The organism is Pseudomonas sp. Root71 (genome assembly GCF_001429045.1).
GTDB lineage: Bacteria > Pseudomonadota > Gammaproteobacteria > Pseudomonadales > Pseudomonadaceae > Aquipseudomonas > Aquipseudomonas monachiensis.
Genome location: NZ_LMHY01000028.1, coordinates 220155 through 235585, shown reverse-complemented (window position 1 = coordinate 235585; position 15431 = coordinate 220155). Strand labels below are relative to the sequence as shown.

Annotated in this window: 13 protein-coding genes; 3 read left to right on the top strand and 10 right to left on the bottom strand. The window is 61.5% G+C overall.

Annotated features, from left to right (window positions below):
* Positions 1-132 precede the first annotated feature (132 nt).
* Both ercA and ASD95_RS23405 read left to right on the top strand, forming a co-directional pair.
* Complete coding sequence (gene ercA / locus ASD95_RS23410) at positions 133-1296, top strand: alcohol dehydrogenase-like regulatory protein ErcA (protein ID WP_056727778.1); 1164 nt, start codon at positions 133-135, stop codon at positions 1294-1296.
* Positions 1280-3016, top strand: a complete 1737-nt coding sequence (locus tag ASD95_RS23405) for a PAS domain-containing hybrid sensor histidine kinase/response regulator (RefSeq protein WP_056727775.1) — start codon at positions 1280-1282, stop codon at positions 3014-3016. Before ercA ends, ASD95_RS23405 begins: the two co-directional genes overlap by 17 nt.
* On the opposite strand, the gene ASD95_RS23400 is transcribed toward ASD95_RS23405, so the two are convergent.
* The 7 genes from ASD95_RS23400 to ASD95_RS23370 all read right to left on the bottom strand — a co-directional run bounded on the left by ASD95_RS23400 (position 2992) and on the right by ASD95_RS23370 (position 10151).
* Entirely contained in the window at positions 2992-3876 is an 885-nt protein-coding gene (locus ASD95_RS23400; protein WP_056727772.1) for an aldose 1-epimerase, read from the bottom strand. The two genes, ASD95_RS23405 and ASD95_RS23400, sit on opposite strands and share 25 nt — an antisense overlap.
* Positions 3877-3985: 109 nt before the next feature.
* Complete coding sequence (locus ASD95_RS23395; RefSeq protein WP_046037280.1) at positions 3986-5266, bottom strand: TRAP transporter large permease; 1281 nt, start codon at positions 5264-5266, stop codon at positions 3986-3988.
* Positions 5267-5794 (bottom strand): TRAP transporter small permease, encoded by a 528-nt coding sequence (locus ASD95_RS23390; RefSeq protein ID WP_056727770.1) that lies wholly within the window; start codon positions 5792-5794, stop codon positions 5267-5269. It abuts the gene before it with no gap.
* 78 nt (positions 5795-5872) lie between these two features.
* Positions 5873-6844: a TRAP transporter substrate-binding protein gene (locus ASD95_RS23385; RefSeq protein WP_056727766.1), complete on the bottom strand. Its 972-nt coding sequence runs from the start codon at positions 6842-6844 to the stop codon at positions 5873-5875.
* A 77-nt stretch (positions 6845-6921) separates the two neighbouring features.
* Complete coding sequence (locus tag ASD95_RS23380; protein ID WP_056727764.1) at positions 6922-7809, bottom strand: SMP-30/gluconolactonase/LRE family protein; 888 nt, start codon at positions 7807-7809, stop codon at positions 6922-6924.
* 50 nt (positions 7810-7859) lie between these two features.
* Positions 7860-8684, bottom strand: coding sequence for an NAD-dependent epimerase/dehydratase family protein (locus ASD95_RS23375; protein ID WP_056727762.1), 825 nt, complete (start codon positions 8682-8684; stop codon positions 7860-7862).
* A gap of 171 nt (positions 8685-8855) precedes the next feature.
* On the bottom strand, positions 8856-10151 hold the full coding sequence (locus ASD95_RS23370; protein WP_056727760.1) for an OprD family porin: 1296 nt from the start codon (positions 10149-10151) through the stop codon (positions 8856-8858).
* A 211-nt stretch (positions 10152-10362) separates the two neighbouring features.
* On the opposite strand from ASD95_RS23370, the gene ASD95_RS23365 reads away from it, so the two are divergent.
* On the top strand, positions 10363-10983 hold the full coding sequence (locus ASD95_RS23365; protein WP_008046717.1) for a TetR/AcrR family transcriptional regulator: 621 nt from the start codon (positions 10363-10365) through the stop codon (positions 10981-10983).
* A gap of 100 nt (positions 10984-11083) precedes the next feature.
* Here the strand turns inward: ASD95_RS23365 and preA are convergent, their stop codons facing one another.
* From preA to hydA, 3 genes are all read right to left on the bottom strand, one after another.
* Positions 11084-12358 (bottom strand): NAD-dependent dihydropyrimidine dehydrogenase subunit PreA, encoded by a 1275-nt coding sequence (preA, locus tag ASD95_RS23360; protein ID WP_056727758.1) that lies wholly within the window; start codon positions 12356-12358, stop codon positions 11084-11086.
* A complete protein-coding gene (locus ASD95_RS23355; protein WP_056727757.1) occupies positions 12359-13726 on the bottom strand; it encodes an NAD(P)-dependent oxidoreductase in 1368 nt (455 codons plus the stop codon).
* 172 nt (positions 13727-13898) lie between these two features.
* Complete coding sequence (gene hydA / locus ASD95_RS23350; protein WP_056727754.1) at positions 13899-15338, bottom strand: dihydropyrimidinase; 1440 nt, start codon at positions 15336-15338, stop codon at positions 13899-13901.
* Positions 15339-15431: the final 93 nt, after the last annotated feature.

The window sequence follows — 15431 nt, the reverse complement described above, 5'->3', positions numbered from 1 at the left end:
TTTCGCGAGCAAGCCCGCTCCCACAGGGATCTGTTACAGCCCGGGCAGCGCTGTTCTTTGGTCTGATTGCATTCACAGCTGGATGGTTTAGTGTGGTTTCTACCTTCCAAAACAATAAAAACAGGCTTTCCAATGAGCCAGAGTCTCAACCAGCTGCGTAAGTTCGTTTCACCTGAAATCATCTTCGGTGCCGGTAGCCGGCACAGTGTCGGCAATTACGCCAAGACCTTTGGCGCACGCAAGGTCCTGGTGGTCAGTGATCCCGGCGTGATTGCCGCTGGCTGGGTCGCCGATGTCGAAGCCAGCCTGCAAGCCCTGGGTATCGAGTATTGCCTTTACAGTGATGTCTCGCCCAACCCTCGGGTCGAAGAGGTAATGCTCGGTGCCGAGATGTACCGGGAAAACCACTGCGACGTGATCGTCGCCGTCGGTGGTGGCAGCCCGATGGACTGCGGCAAAGGCATCGGTATCGTCGTTGCCCATGGCCGCAGCATTCTCGATTTCGAGGGTGTGGACACCATCCGCGTGCCCAGCCCGCCGCTGATCCTGATTCCGACCACCGCCGGCACCTCGGCGGACGTCTCGCAGTTCGTGATCATTTCCAACCAGCAGGAACGCATGAAGTTCTCCATCGTCAGCAAGGCGGTGGTACCGGACGTTTCGCTGATCGACCCGGAAACCACCCTGAGCATGGACCCGTTCCTGTCGGCCTGTACCGGCATTGACGCGTTGGTGCATGCCATCGAAGCCTTCGTGTCCACCGGCCACGGGCCGCTGACCGACCCCCATGCGCTGGAGGCGATGCGCCTGATCAATGGCAACCTGGTGCAAATGATCGCCAACCCGACGGACATCGCCCTGCGCGAGAAGATCATGCTCGGCAGCATGCAGGCCGGGCTGGCGTTCTCCAACGCCATCCTTGGTGCCGTGCATGCCATGTCCCACAGCCTCGGCGGCTTTCTCGATCTGCCCCACGGCCTGTGCAACGCGGTCCTTGTCGAGCACGTGGTGGCCTTCAACTACAACTCGGCGCCAGACCGCTTCAAGGTGATCGCCGAGACGTTGGGCATCGACTGCCGAGGCCTGAATCACCGGCAGATCTGCGGGCGCCTGGTCGAACACCTGATCGCCCTCAAGCACGCCATCGGCTTTCACGAAACCCTTGGTTTGCATGGCGTCAGGACCTCGGATATTCCGTTCCTGTCGCAGCATGCGATGCACGACCCGTGCATCCTGACCAACCCGCGCGAATCCAGCCAGCGTGATGTCGAGGTCGTCTATGGCGAAGCCCTCTGACGAGCAACAACGGGCCCTGGCCGGGCTGCTGGGGCTGGGCAGCCACTCGGCGCGCAAGAGTCATTACCCGGAACTGGCCGCGCGCCTGGATGATCTGGAAGCCGAGCGTAACCGCTACAAGTGGCTGTTCGAAAACGCGGTGCACGGCATCTTCCAGGCCAGCCTGCACGACGGCATGCGCGCCGCCAACCCGGCACTGGCACGCATGCTCGGTTACCAGGACCCGCAGGAGGTGCTGTTCTCCCTGACTGACCTGGGCAGCACCCTGTTCGTCGACGGCGCGCAGGAGCTGGAAAGCATTGGCGAAATCCTCCGGCACCAGCGCAGCCTGCACGGCTATGAAACCCGTTTGCGGCGCAAGGACGGCAGTCACCTGGATGTATTGATGAACCTGCTGCTCAAGCCCGGCCAGGAGGGGCTGGTGGAAGGGTTCGTCTCCGATATCACCGAGCGCAAACTGGCCCAGCGACGCCTGCAGCAACTCAATGACGAACTGGAGCAGCGCGTCGTGGCGCGCACCGATGAATTGCTCGAGGCCAACCGTAACCTTCAGCAGCAGATCACCCAGCGTAAACAGATCGCCAAGGCCTTGCGCGACGCCCGCGATGCCGCCGAGGCCGCCAATCACAGCAAGGACAAATACCTCGCCGCCGCCAGCCACGACCTGCTGCAACCGCTGAACGCCGCGCGGTTGCTGATCTCGACCTTGCGTGAACGCAAATTGCCGGAAGCCGAACAGGTGCTGGTGGAGCGCACTCACCAGGCCCTGGAAGGGGCCGAAGACCTGCTGACGGATCTGCTCGACATTTCCCGGCTCGACCAGGCCGCGGTCAAACCGGACGTTGCGTTGTACCGCCTCGACGAACTGCTCGGGCCGCTGGTGTCGGAGTTCCAGTCTGTCACCCAGGCGGCCGGCTTGAACCTGCGGGTGCGCATGGCCGATTACGCCATCAGTACCGACTTGCGCCTGATGACGCGGATCCTGCGCAACTTTCTCAGCAATGCCTGCCGCTACACCGATGAAGGCAGCATCCTGCTGGCGGCAAGGCGTCGGGGCGAGATGTTGCGCCTGGAGGTCTGGGACACCGGGCGTGGCATAGCCGCCGACCGGCTCGATTCGATCTTCCTCGAGTTCAACCAGCTGGACGTCGGCCGCGCCGCCGACCGCAAGGGCGTGGGCCTGGGGCTGGCGATTGTCGAGCGCATCGCCAAGATCCTTGGCTACAGGATCGGCGTGTACTCGTTACCGGGGCGGGGTTCGATGTTCAGCATCGAGGTGCCGATATCCGACGAGGTTCCGCTGCCCGTGAGCCAGGCGGTGCCACAACCGGGCACCGGCAACCCGCTGCCGGGCCGCCGTTTACTGGTGATCGACAACGAAGTGAGCATTCTCGACAGCATGAGCGCGTTGCTCGGGCAGTGGGGCTGCGACGTCCTGGTCGCCACCGATGAAGAGGCTGCGCTGGCGGCGCTGCGCGGGCAGGCGCCGGAACTGATTCTGGCGGACTATCACCTCGATCACGGGGTGGTCGGCTGTGATGTGGTGCGACATTTGCGCGAGCATTTTCACCAGGACATTCCCGCGGTGATCATTACCGCCGACCGCACCGACCATTGTCGGCGTGCGTTGCAGCGACTCAACGCACCCTTGCTGAACAAACCGGTGAAGCCCGGCAAGTTGCGAGCGGTGTTGAGTCAATTGTTGGGGGTATCTGCCTGAAGCGGCCGGTACTGCAGGGTGAAGCCCAGTTCGGTGGATTGACCCTGTTCCAGCAAACGCAACCCTGGCCGGCCGGGCAGGTGGTGCGCGTTGACCGGGTGGCTCACCGGTTCGATGCAGAAAAACCCCAGGCCCACAGGGCAGTAGAGCAGGTAGTAGTCGCTGCCGGTGGCCTGGCAGTCGAGCGCGTAACCAAGATCCGCTTGCTCGATCAGGCAGTGGCCGTTCCATTCGCAGAAACTGTTGTCCACCAGGGATTGTGGCAATGCCTTCAGTTGCTGGAAATCCCACTCGACCGGCAATGCGCCGAGTTCGGTCGGCAGTTTTGCCCCGTCGCACATCCACACATGCCGGGCGGGCGCCTGTAGGCGGGTGTTCGGTGTGCGCGGCAGGTACGGATGCAGTCCCAGGCCATGCCACGCAGCGTGTTCAGCCAGGTGCGTGACGTGCAGTTCGATGCTCAGCTTGCCCGCGCTCAAATGGAAACGTTGCCGGGCGCGATAAGCGAAGGGGGTTGTGCTGTCGAGTTGCAGGAGCACTTCATTTTTCGACCGCGAAACCACGTCCCACGCCTGCTGCCAGGCGCTGCCGTGAATCGGCAGGGGATCGGTGAGGCTGTTGGGCGCCAGTGCCAGCCAGCCATCGGGGCAATCGAAACCGCCATCGGCGATACGGTTGGACCAGGGGATCAAGGGAAAACAGCCGAGCTTGCCGGGAAGGCCGGTGTTCAGGGCATGAGCATCAGCGTGTCGCAACAAGGGCTGGCCAGTGCTGCGCACGGTCCAGTTGACGAGGCTGGCGCCGAGTTCCGGGGCGAGGGTGAGGTGGGTGAATTCGTCTTCGAGTTGCAGAAGGTTCATGGTTTATCGATTCGCGTTCAATGGTGGAAAAGATCGCAGCCTGCGGCAGCTCCTACAGGAAACCGTGTCCGACGCAGGAGCTGCCGAAGGCTGTGATCTTTTTAAGGGTTTACAACACCAGATGCGGCAACCACAGCGACAGTGCCGGAATGTAGGTCACGGCCAACAGCACCAGGAACAGCACGCCGTAGAACGGCAGCAGGGCTTTGACGGTGGATTCAATGCTGACTTTACCCACGGCTGACCCCACAAAGAGTACCGCACCCACCGGCGGTGTAATCAAGCCAATGCCCAGGTTCACCAGCATGATCATGCCGAACTGCACCGGATCCACGCCTATGCCGAGGATCACCGGCATCAGGATCGGCGTGAGAATCAGGATCAACGGCGCCATGTCCATGACCGTACCGAGCAACAGCAGCATGACGTTGATGCACATCAGGATCACGTAGCGGTTGTCCGACAGGGTCAGGAACAGCGTGGTGATCTTCGCCGGGATCTGCATCAGGGTCATGATGTAGCCGAAGCTGGCGGCGAAACCGATCAGGATCATCACGATCGAAATCGTGCGCACGGTGCGGTGCATCAGTTTGGGCAGTTCGCTCCATTTGTAGTCGCGGTAGATGAACATGGTCACGAAGAACGACCACAGCACGGCAATCGCCGCCGACTCGGTGGCGGTGAAAATACCCGACAGGATGCCGCCGAGGATGATCACCATCGCCATCAGGCCCCACAACGCTTCGCCGCAGATCTTCAGCGCTTCGCGCATCGGGATGACTTCGCCTTTCGGGTAGTCGCGCTTCTTGGCGAAGATCAGGCACAGCACCATCAGGCACGCGCTCATCAACAGGCCCGGCACCACACCGGCCATGAACAGCGAGGCAATCGACACCGTGCCGCCGGCGGCCAGGGAGTAGAGCACCGAGTTGTGGCTGGGCGGTGTCAGCAGCGCTTGCACCGAACCGCTGACGGTCACTGCCGTGGCGAACTCCCGGGGATAACCACGGCGTTCCATTTCCGGAATCAGCACCGAACCGACCGAGGCGGTGTCCGCCACCGAGGAACCGGAGATCGCGCCAAAGAAGGTCGAGGCCATGATATTGACCAGCGACAAGCCGCCACGCACGAAGCCCACCAGCACCCCGGCGAACGCCACCAGGCGCCGGGACATGCCGCCCTCGGCCATGATCGCGCCCGCCAGGACGAAGAACGGAATCGCCAGCAGGGAGAACTTGTTCACGCCCCCGGCCACCTGGATCATCAGGGCCTGGAACGGGATGTCGATCCACCACGCGCCGATCAGTGCGGCAAACCCCAGGGCGTAGGCGACCGGCATGCCGATCAGGATCAACGCGATAAAACTGCCCAACAGAATAAAAGCGTCCATTCAGGCAGCCCCTTCGTTTTCTTCAACGAGGTCGAAACGCACGACCCGACGGTTGCTCTGGTCACCGAGCAAGAGTTTTTCCAGGACAAACACCAGCGTCAGCACGCCGCCAATCGGAATCGGCATGTAGGTGATGCCCACGCGCAGGGTCGGCAGGGCGCTCATGAACTGGTTCCAGGTGGACATGCACAGCTTGCTGCCCCAGATGGCCATGAACAGGCAGATGGTCGCCATCAGCAGTTGCGCGGCAATGGCCGCGGCCTTGCGCAGGTTCGGCGCAAGGCGATCGGTGAGCATCGCCACCGCCATGTGCGAACCGGACCGGTAGCTGGCGGCGGCGCCGATGAAGGTGAACACCATCATCAGCAGGATGGCGGTGGGCTCCGGCCAACTGGAGCCGGTACCGAGCACATAACGGGCAAAAACGCCCCAGGGGATCATCAGGGAAATGGCCAGGACCGACAGGCCGGCAATCCAGATGCAGGCCATGTAAATCCTGTCGTTGATACGCAGCAGCAGATTCTTCATCGGGTTCCACCGTAACCGGGCGCGCACTGACGTACACCAACGTCAGCGGCGCCGGGCCTTTCTTGAATGCAGGGAGGGTTACTGAACGGCTTCGATGCGCTTGATCAGGTCGGCGTAGGGCGCGCCGTATTTCTCGCGGATCGAGGCGGTGGCCTCGTAGAAAGGTTTCTTGTCGACGGTGATGAACTCGACGCCGGCGGCCTTGAGTTTCTCTTCGCTGCTGGCCGATTTCGCATCCCACAGGGTGCGTTCCTGGGCCTGGGCCGCCTTGGCGGTTTTCTTCACCAGGGCTTGCTGCTCGGGGGTGAGCTTTTCCCAGGTGATTTTTGACATGACGATCGGCTCGGGCAGGATCAGGTGGCCGGTCAGGCTGTAGTACTTGGCATTCTGGTAGTGGTTGTGTTCGAGCAGGGTCGGCGGGTTGTTTTCCGCGCCGTCGATCACGCCGGTCTGCAGGGCGCTGAAGATTTCGCCGGTGTCCATCGCGATACCGTTGCCGCCCATGGCGTTGATGGTTTCGATGAACATCGGATTGCCTTGCACGCGGATCTTCATGCCCTTGAGGTCTTCAAGGCTTCGTACCGGTTTCTTGGTGTAGAGGTTGCGCGTACCGCCGTCCATCCAGGCCAGGGCGACCAGGTTGAATTCGGAGTTGGTGATCTTGTCGAGGATTTCATCGCCCACCGCACCGTCGATGACCTTGCGCATATGCGCCTGGTCACGGAACACGAACGGCATGTTGAACACGTTCACGTCCGGCACCACCGGCCCGACGATGCCGAGGCTGACCCGGGCCATCTGCACGGCACCGACCTGGGCCTGTTCGACCACTTCTTTTTCCGAGCCGAGCACGCCACCGGCGAACATCTTGAAGGTCAGCGCGCCATTGCTGTCGGCCACCAGGGTTTTGCCCAGTTGCTCTTCAGCCACCACGGTCGGGTAACCGGCGGGGTGGATGTCGGCGAATTTGATTTCCAGTGCCTGGGTGGCACTGCTGAGGGAGAAGGCTAATGGAAGTGCAGCGGCGAGCAAGGTGCGTTTGAAGTCCATGGGGGTGTCTCCAGTTTTATTGTTTTTTTTTATTCAAGGCACAGCGATGCAGCGGGAGCGCTTTTCTTTCGAGAAGGTCAGTCGTTGAACAGGGGTTCGGGTAAGCCTTTTACTCCGGGGTCGAGGGCGAACACGCCACCGGCCAGTGATTGCCGGTCATGGTCGTCGCCGGGGCGGATCGAGGTCACGAACAGCGTGTCCAGTCGAGGGCCACCGAAGGCGCACATGGTGGGTTTTTTCACCGGTACGGCGAGGGAACGGTCAAGTCGGCCGGCGGGGGTAAAACGGTGGATCAAGCCAGCGTCGTTGGCGCAAATCCAGTAGCAGCCATCGGCGTCGACCGCTGCGCCGTCGGGGCGACCTTCATACTGGTTCATGTCCACGAACACGCGGCGATTCGAAGGCGTACCGGTGTCGATGTCATAGTCGAAGGCCCAGATCTGCTGGACCTGAGGGTGAGAGTCGGACAGGTACAGGGTGCGTCCGTCCGGGCTGAAGCCCAGGCCGTTGGGCACGATGAAACCGCTCAGTCGCGCGTCGAGTGGCCCGGGTTGCCCGGCGCTGTAGCGATACAACGCCCCCTCGGCAGCGTTGGCGCCCATGTTCAGCACCATGCTGCCGGCCCAGAAACGTCCCTGACGGTCACAGCGGCCGTCGTTCAAACGCATGTCGGTGCGGGCATGCTCGACCTGGGCCAGCGGTTCACTGTCGAGGCTGCCGTCGTGGCGCGGATGCAGGCGGAAGAACCCGCTCTCCATGCCGGCGACCCAGCCGCCGTCCCGGTGACGGGCGATGCAAGCGAGCATCTGCGGGGTTTTCCAGGCATCCACTTGCCCGGTGTCGGCACTCCAGCGCTGTAAACCGCCAGCGGGAATATCGACCCAGTACAGCGCGTTTTCCTCAGACACCCAGACCGGGCTTTCACCGACCGCGTTGCGGGCGTCGACAATCAGTTCAGCTTGCATGGCAACTCATTCCCTTGGTTTTTGTCGGGGGGCAAGCAACGCGCGAAGGCTCAGTCACCGAAAGGCCCGGCTGCGCAGAAGGCGCCGCCCTGATAGAGCCGCGCCGGGTCATCGGCGGCGGGCATCGGCTGGGCTTCGACTTTTTCGCGGAACACTTCGGAGCTGTCCTGCGGGGCAAAACCCAGGGCCGTGGCATAACGGTTGTCCCACCAGATCTCCTTGTTGTCGGACATGCCATAGACCACGGTGTGGCCGACATTCGGGGTGTGCAGGGCGCGCTCGAGCAGTTGGGTCAGGTCGCCGAAGCTCAGCCAGGTGCTCATCATCCGGCGGTTGTGCGGTTCCGGGAACGACGAGCCGATACGCACGCTGACGGTCTCGATGCCATAGCGGTCGAAGTAGAAGGTGGCCATGTCTTCGCCGTAGGACTTGGACAAGCCGTAGTAACTGTCCGGGCGGCGAGGGGAGTGGGCATCGATGACTTCGTCCTGGCTGTAGAAACCGATCACATGGTTGGAGCTGGCGAAGATCACTCGCTTCACACCGTGGCGGCGCGCGGCTTCGTAAATATGGAACACGCCGCAGATGTTGGCGCCGAGGATCTCTTCGAACGAGCGCTCGGTCGACACCCCGCCGAAGTGCAGGATCGCATCCACGCCTTCGACCAGTTGATGTACGGCTTGCTTGTCGGCCAGATCACACGGCACGACTTCTTCGCGGTCATCGATGGCTGGCGCAATGTCGGCGATGTCCGACAGGCGAATCACATTGGCGTAGGGGCGCAGGCTTTCGCGCAGGACTTTCCCGAGGCCACCGGCGGCGCCGGTCAGCAGCAGGCGATTGAAAGGAGGGCGGGTGGTTGCAGTGGTCGTCATGGGAATCCTGGACAAACAGTTGTTGTTATTGGTTCGTTGTAGGTTATCGTATGACTGTGCTGAGTATCATTAGGGTTTCCGGCTCTTGTCAACGCGACATTGGTTGAAAATGACGGAGGGTCGTTTCCTTTGGCTGAACCAAGCCGCACGCACTGAAATACCAGGGTGGGGTTACAGCAGGCTGATCGGATAGCTGATGAAAATCCGGTTCTCATCGAATTCGTTGGTGCTGAAGCTCTTGCGAATCGTTGCGTTACGCCATTTCACGTTGAGGTTTTTCAACGCACCACTCTGCACGGTGTAGGCCAGCTCCGATTCGCGGCCCCATTCCTCGCCGTCGGTAATTTTCCCGGTGTGCACGTTGTCACCGCTGATGTAGCGGTTCATCAGGGTCAGGCCGGGGACGCCCAGGGCTGCGAAGTTGTAGTCGTGGCGCACCTGCCAGGATTTCTCCCGGGCGTTGTCATAGCTGGAGTTGTAGCTGTCGTTGGCCAGGGTGCCGCCGCTGGTGCCGTTGACCCGCATCCAGACGTCATCGCCGGTGAGTTTTTGCAGGCCGACGTAGAAGGTGTTGCCGCCATATTTGGCCGAGAGCAGGGCGAACGCGGTCTTGTTGTCGAGGTCACCGGCCAGCGCGCTGCCGTCCTCCTTGCCGATGAAGTAGCCGAGGTTGGCGCCCAGGGTCCAGTCGCCCAGGGGCTGGCTGTGGGTCAGGTTGAAGTATTGCTGCTGGTAAATGTCACTGAGTTCCGAGTACCAGACACCGACCTGCGTGCGCTTTTCATTGAACGCATATTCACCGCCGCCGAAGTTGAAACGGTCCGAAGTGAACGCCGCTTTACCGTTCATGAACATGTCTTCCATGCTCGCGTCGTTACGCGGGCTGTTTTTCTGGAATTGACCGCCATAGAGCGTCAGGCCGCTGATTTCGCTGGAGGTCACCTGAGCGCCCTGGAAGGTCTGCGGCAGCGAGCGGCCATCGTCGGAACGCAGGATCGGCAGCACCGGCATCCATTCACCGACCTTCAATTCGGTTTTCGAGATCTTGCCTTTGAGCGCCACGCCGAGCCGGCCGAAATTGTCGGCGGGGCGGCCGTCGTCGTGGATCGGCAACAGTTGGGTGCCGCCGCTGCCTTTGCCGCCATCGAGCTTCTGCGAGTACAGGCCAAGCACATCGACACCGAAGCCCACAGGACCCTGGGTGAAACCGGAGCGGGCATCGAGAATGAAGTTCTGCGTCCACTCTTCAGCCTTGCCCTGGGGGTAGGCCGGGTTGGTGTAGTTGCGGTTGATGTAGGCGTTGCGCAGGTTCAACGTGGCCTTGGCGTCGTCGGTGAAACCTTCGGCCTGGCAGGTGATGGGCAGGACGAGGGCCAGGCCGCTGCAGCCGATCAGGCTGAGAGAATGGCGACGGGTGAGGGTAGGCCGTGAACTACGGATTGACGAATTGCGGGCGAGCTTGCTCACTGTGACGCTCCCTTTCTTTTTTGTTTTTATTGTTTGTCATACGTCGTCGTACAACATTGGCGGCGATTATTTACAGGCCGCTTCAGTGTTGTCAATCGGAAGTTATACGATGACCTGTCTGGCAGATGGGGAGTGAAATGTTTGGTTTGACTCTGTCGCCGCGAGCTAGAGCGGATGCTAGTCTTGCTCAACGTTGGGGTCGGGGATCCGCATGGGCAATCACAAGATCGAGATACGTCGCAGTAACGTCGAAAAAATCCTGCTGGGGGCGGAAAAAGTCTTCGCTGAAAAGGGCTTCGGCAGCACCGCCATGGCCGACATCGCCGCTGAAGTGCAACTGCCGCGTTCCAACCTGCACTACTACTTCAGCACCAAGACCGAGTTGTACAGCGCCGTGCTGTTCGACTTGCTGGAAGTCTGGAAGCAGGACGCGCTGTGCTTCGAGATGTTCGATGACCCGCGTGTGGTGCTCAGCAGCTACATCCGCGCCAAGATGAACCATTCCCGCAGCCGGCCGTACGGTTCGAAAGTCTGGGCCAACGAAATCATCCATGGCGCGCCGACCCTCGGCGAAGCGCTGGATGCGAGCCTGTACGACTGGGCCAAGATGAAGGAAGCGAAAATCCGCCAGTGGGTGGACGACAAACGCATCCTGCCGGTGGAACCCTCGAGCCTGCTGTACATGATCTGGGCCTCGACCCAGCACTACGCCGACTTCGATCACCAGGTGAACATTCTCAACGATCATCAGCCGCTGTCGGACATGCAGTTCGAAAAGGCGGTGCAGACGGTGACCAGTGTGATTTTGCGGGGGATCGGGTTGGAGCCTTGAGATCTTACAGGCAGAAAAGATCGCAGCCTTCGGCAGCTCCTACAAAGAAATGCGTCCCCTGTAGGAGCTGCCGAAGGCTGCGATCTTTTGATCTTATAATTCAAACCACGACGTGATACGGATTCCTCGGATCATGATTCCAGTCCAGGAACGGCTTGCCGGTCTCCACCGGCACCATCTCGATGCAGTCCTGTACCGGGCAGGTGATCTGGCACAGGTTGCAGCCTACGCACTCCTCATCGATCACTTGATACTTGTGGGTGCCGTCCGCTTGCTTGAGGCTGGCCACGGCCTGGTGCGAGGTGTCCTCACACGCGATATGGCAACGACCGCAACCAATACACGCCTCCTGATCGATTTTCGCGATCACCTGGTAGTTGATGTCCAGGTACTTCCAGTCTGTGGTGTTGGCCACCGCGCGGCCGGAAAACTCCGAAATGCTGGCATAGCCCTGACTGTCCATCCAGCGTGACAAACCGTCCTTCATCTCTTCGACAATCCGGAAACCATGCAACATCGCTGCCGTGCACACCTGCACCGAGCCACTGCCCAGGGCGATGAATTCCGCGGCGTCGCGCCAGTTGCCGATACCGCCGATGCCGCTGATCGGCAGGCCCTGGGTCTGCGGGTCGCGGGCGATTTCGGCGACCATGTTCAAGGCAATCGGCTTGACCGCCGAGCCGCAGTAACCGCCGTGGGTGCTTTGGTTGCCGACCATGGGGTTGGCGACCATGCGTTCGAGGTTGACGCTGGTGATCGAATTGATGGTGTTGATCAACGACACCGCATCGGCACCGCCTCGGTGGGCGGCACGGGCGGCGACGCGGATGTCGGTGATGTTTGGCGTGAGCTTGACGATCACCGGCAACGAGCAATACGTCTTGCACCAGCGGGTGACCTGTTCCACGTATTCCGGCACCTGGCCGACCGCTGCGCCCATGCCGCGCTCCGGCATGCCGTGGGGGCAACCGAAGTTCAGCTCGATGCCGTCGGCGCCGGTGGCTTCCACCAGTGGGAGGATGTGTTTCCAGGACTCTTCGACGCAAGGCACCATCAAGGACACAATCAGCGCGCGGTCCGGCCAGTCCTTTTTGACCTGGGTGATTTCCCGCAGGTTGATCTCCAGCGAGCGGTCAGTGATCAACTCGATGTTGTTAAAGCCCAGTACCTCCCGGTTAGCCCCGAAGTGCGCCGAGTAGCGCGACGACACGTTCACCGCCGCCGGGTCCTCACCCAGGGTTTTCCAGACCACGCCGCCCCAGCCGGCCTCGAAGGCGCGGACCACGTTGTAGGCCTTGTCGGTCGGCGGCGCGGAGGCCAGCCAGAATGGATTGGGTGCTTTGATGCCGGCGAAGACAATCGACAGATCGGCCATTTACGCAGCCTCCACGTTGAGCATCAGTTGAGCATTGATCGCCTCGGCGGCGCGCTTGCCATGCTGCACGGCTTGCACGGTGAGGTCTTGATCGAGGCTGGTGCAGTCACCGCCGGCATACACGCCGGGGATGCTGGTGCGCAGGTTTTCATCGACTTCGATGCGCTCGCCCTGACGCTTGAGTTCCCGGGCCAGCGGATCGCTGAGGGCGCTGCCGTCGAAGGCCTGGCCGATGGCTTTGAAGATCGCGTCGGCGGCCAGTTCGAAGGTTTCACCGGTGGTTTGCAGGCGACCTTCCAGCAGATGAGTGCGGGCGAAACGCATGCCGCGCACGCGGCCCTGGTCATCGAGCAGCACTTCTTCGGGTTGTGCCCAGGTCATCAGCCGCACCTGATTGGCCTTGGCAATCTCCTGTTCGTGATGGGTGGCCCCCATGTCCTCGACGCCACGGCGATACACCAGATTCACATCGTGGGCACCGAGGCGGGCCATTTGCACCGCCATGTCGATGGCGGTGTTGCCCGCGCCTAGGACAATGCAGTGGTCGGCCAGGGGCAGTTGGCTCAGGTCATCGGCCTGGCGCAGTTCGCGAATGTAATCGGTGGCGGCGAGCAGGCCGGGCGCGTCTTCGTGGGCCAGGCCCAGTTGTTTGCTGGCATCGAGCCCGAGGCCGAGGAACACCGCGTCGAACTGTTGGTGCAGTTCGCTGAGGGTCAGGTTGTCCCCGAGTTTTTGCCCGTGGCGGATTTCGATCCCGCCAATCTGCAACAGGAACTCAAGTTCCTTTTGCGCGTAGTCATCCACCAGTTTGTATTTGGCGATCCCGTACTCGTTGAGGCCGCCAGCCTTCTCCCGCGCCTCGAAGATCACCACGTCATGCCCGTGCATGGCGCTGCGGTGGGCGCAGGACAAACCGGCCGGACCGGCACCGACCACGGCGATGCGTTTGCCGGTGGCGGCAGCACGCTGGAACGGGTGCGTGCTGAAGTGGGCGTTGTCCACGGCGTAGCGTTGCAACAGGCCGATCATGACCGGCGCGCATTCGTGAGCGTTGTTGCGCACGCAGGCTTGCTGGCAAAGAATTTCCGTCGGGCACACCCGGGCGCAACTGCCGCCGAGGATGTTGGCCGAGAGGATTTTCTGCGCGGCGCCTTGCACGTTGTCCTGCGCAATGTTGCGGATGAACGAGGGAATGTCGATTTCGCTCGGACAGGCATTCACGCAGGGCGCGTCGTAGCAATACAGGCAGCGCGAGGCTTCCAGGTGCGCCTGGCGCTCGTTGAGCGGCGGCGCCAGATCGGTGAAGTGGCCGGCGAGGGCGGCCGCATTCTCTTGGGGATGCGGGAGGTGGTCCAGGGTCTTGATCACGGTTTTGGCCTCACGGTTATTTGAGGTGCTGCCTCTGAATGGGCATTATTTGAATCTTGCTCAGTCCCCCCCGTAGGAGCTGCCGAAGGCTGCGATCTTTTGATTTTGCTTTTTTAGATCAAAGTCAAAAGATCGCAGCCTTCGGCAGCTCCTACAGAGGGATGGGTCGTTCTCAGCGTTTCACAGCAACCGGCTTGTGCAACTCAGCCCGCTTGCTCAGCAAATCAAACACCGCCGGGTACGCCGGCCGTTCGATGTAGCGCCCGGCGCCACGCTCGGCCCGCAGGTCGCCGTCGGCCCAGACCACTCGGCCCTGGCTGATGGTGTGGCTGGGCACGCCGCGCACGGTCTTGCCTTCGAAGATGTTGAAGTCCACCTGCTGATGGTGGGTCTTGGCGGAAATGGTCCGCGTGCCTTGCGGGTCCCATAGCACCAGGTCGGCATCGGCACCCACGCGTATCGAGCCTTTGCGTGGGTAGAGGTTGAAGATCTTCGCTGTGTTGGTGGAGGTCAGCGCGACGAATTGCTGCATCGAAAAGCGTCCGCTGTTCACGCCTTCCTCCCACAACACGGCCATGCGGTCTTCGATGCCGGCGGTGCCGTTGGGGATCTTGCTGAAGTCGTCGCGGCCAGCGGCTTTTTGCTCGGCGCAGAAGCAGCAGTGATCGGTGGCGGTGGTGTGCAGGTTGCCTGACTGCAGGCCATGCCAGAGCGCCTCTTGATGGCCGCGAGGACGGAACGGCGGGCTCATCACGTAACCGGCGGCGGTTTGCCAGTCCGGATCGCGGTAGACGCTGTCGTCCAGCAGCAGGTGCCCGGCCAGCACTTCGCCGTAGACCGGCTGGCCCTTGCCCCGGGCGTAGGTGATTTCGTCCAGGGCTTCCTTGGTCGAGACGTGGACCAGGTACAGCGGCGTGCCCAGGGTTTCGGCGATGCGGATCGCCCGGCTCGCGGCTTCGCCTTCAACCTGGGAAGGACGCGACAGGGGATGCGCTTCCGGCCCGGTGATGCCCTGGGCCATCAGTTTGCGTTGCAGGTGATACACCAGTTCACCGTTTTCCGCGTGAACGGTCGGCACCGCGCCCAATTCCAGACAGCGTTCGAAACTCGCCACCAGGGTGTCATCGGCGGCCATGATCGCGTTCTTGTAGGCCATGAAATGCTTGAAGCTGTTGACGCCGTGCTGGCTGACCAGCTCGGCCATTTCCTCGCGGACCTGTTCGCTCCACCAGGTGATGGCGACGTGAAAGCCGTAGTCCGACGCCGACTTCTCGGCCCAGCCGCGCCACTGATGGAAGGCTTCGAGCAAGGATTGCTGCGGGTTGGGAATCACGAAGTCGATGATTGAGGTGGTACCGCCGGCCAGTCCCGCCGCCGTACCGCTGAAGAAGTCTTCGCTGGCCACTGTGCCCATGAAGGGCAGTTGCATGTGGGTGTGCGGGTCGATGCCGCCGGGCATCAGGTATTGGCCGCTGCCGTCGAGCACTTCGGCGCCTGCGGGTACATCGAGATTTTCGCCGATGGCCTTGATCACGCCGTCTGCGCAATACACATCGGCGCGATAACTTTCATCATGGGTAATAAGGGTGGCGCCACGGATCAACAGAGACATTCCGAGTTCCTCGCAGGCAATGACCGGCTTATGCCGGTTCTAGATGTTCTATTTAAAAAACAGCCCGGCCAGATTGATTCCTGTCAGTGCTGT

Excerpts from the sequence above, each read along its gene's own strand:
- ASD95_RS23385 (WP_056727766.1), bottom strand. The coding sequence starts at position 6,844 with ATGGACTTCAAACGCACCTTGCTCGCCGCTGCACTTCCATTAGCCTTC.
- ASD95_RS23395 (WP_046037280.1), bottom strand. The coding sequence starts at position 5,266 with ATGGACGCTTTTATTCTGTTGGGCAGTTTTATCGCGTTGATCCTGATC.
- ASD95_RS23400 (WP_056727772.1), bottom strand. The coding sequence starts at position 3,876 with ATGAACCTTCTGCAACTCGAAGACGAATTCACCCACCTCACCCTCGCC.
- preA (WP_056727758.1), bottom strand. The coding sequence starts at position 12,358 with ATGGCCGATCTGTCGATTGTCTTCGCCGGCATCAAAGCACCCAATCCA.
- ASD95_RS23390 (WP_056727770.1), bottom strand. The coding sequence starts at position 5,794 with ATGAAGAATCTGCTGCTGCGTATCAACGACAGGATTTACATGGCCTGC.
- ASD95_RS23405 (WP_056727775.1), top strand. The coding sequence starts at position 1,280 with ATGGCGAAGCCCTCTGACGAGCAACAACGGGCCCTGGCCGGGCTGCTG.
- ASD95_RS23365 (WP_008046717.1), top strand. The coding sequence starts at position 10,363 with ATGGGCAATCACAAGATCGAGATACGTCGCAGTAACGTCGAAAAAATC.
- ASD95_RS23380 (WP_056727764.1), bottom strand. The coding sequence starts at position 7,809 with ATGCAAGCTGAACTGATTGTCGACGCCCGCAACGCGGTCGGTGAAAGC.
- ASD95_RS23375 (WP_056727762.1), bottom strand. The coding sequence starts at position 8,684 with ATGACGACCACTGCAACCACCCGCCCTCCTTTCAATCGCCTGCTGCTG.
- hydA (WP_056727754.1), bottom strand. The coding sequence starts at position 15,338 with ATGTCTCTGTTGATCCGTGGCGCCACCCTTATTACCCATGATGAAAGT.
- ercA (WP_056727778.1), top strand. The coding sequence starts at position 133 with ATGAGCCAGAGTCTCAACCAGCTGCGTAAGTTCGTTTCACCTGAAATC.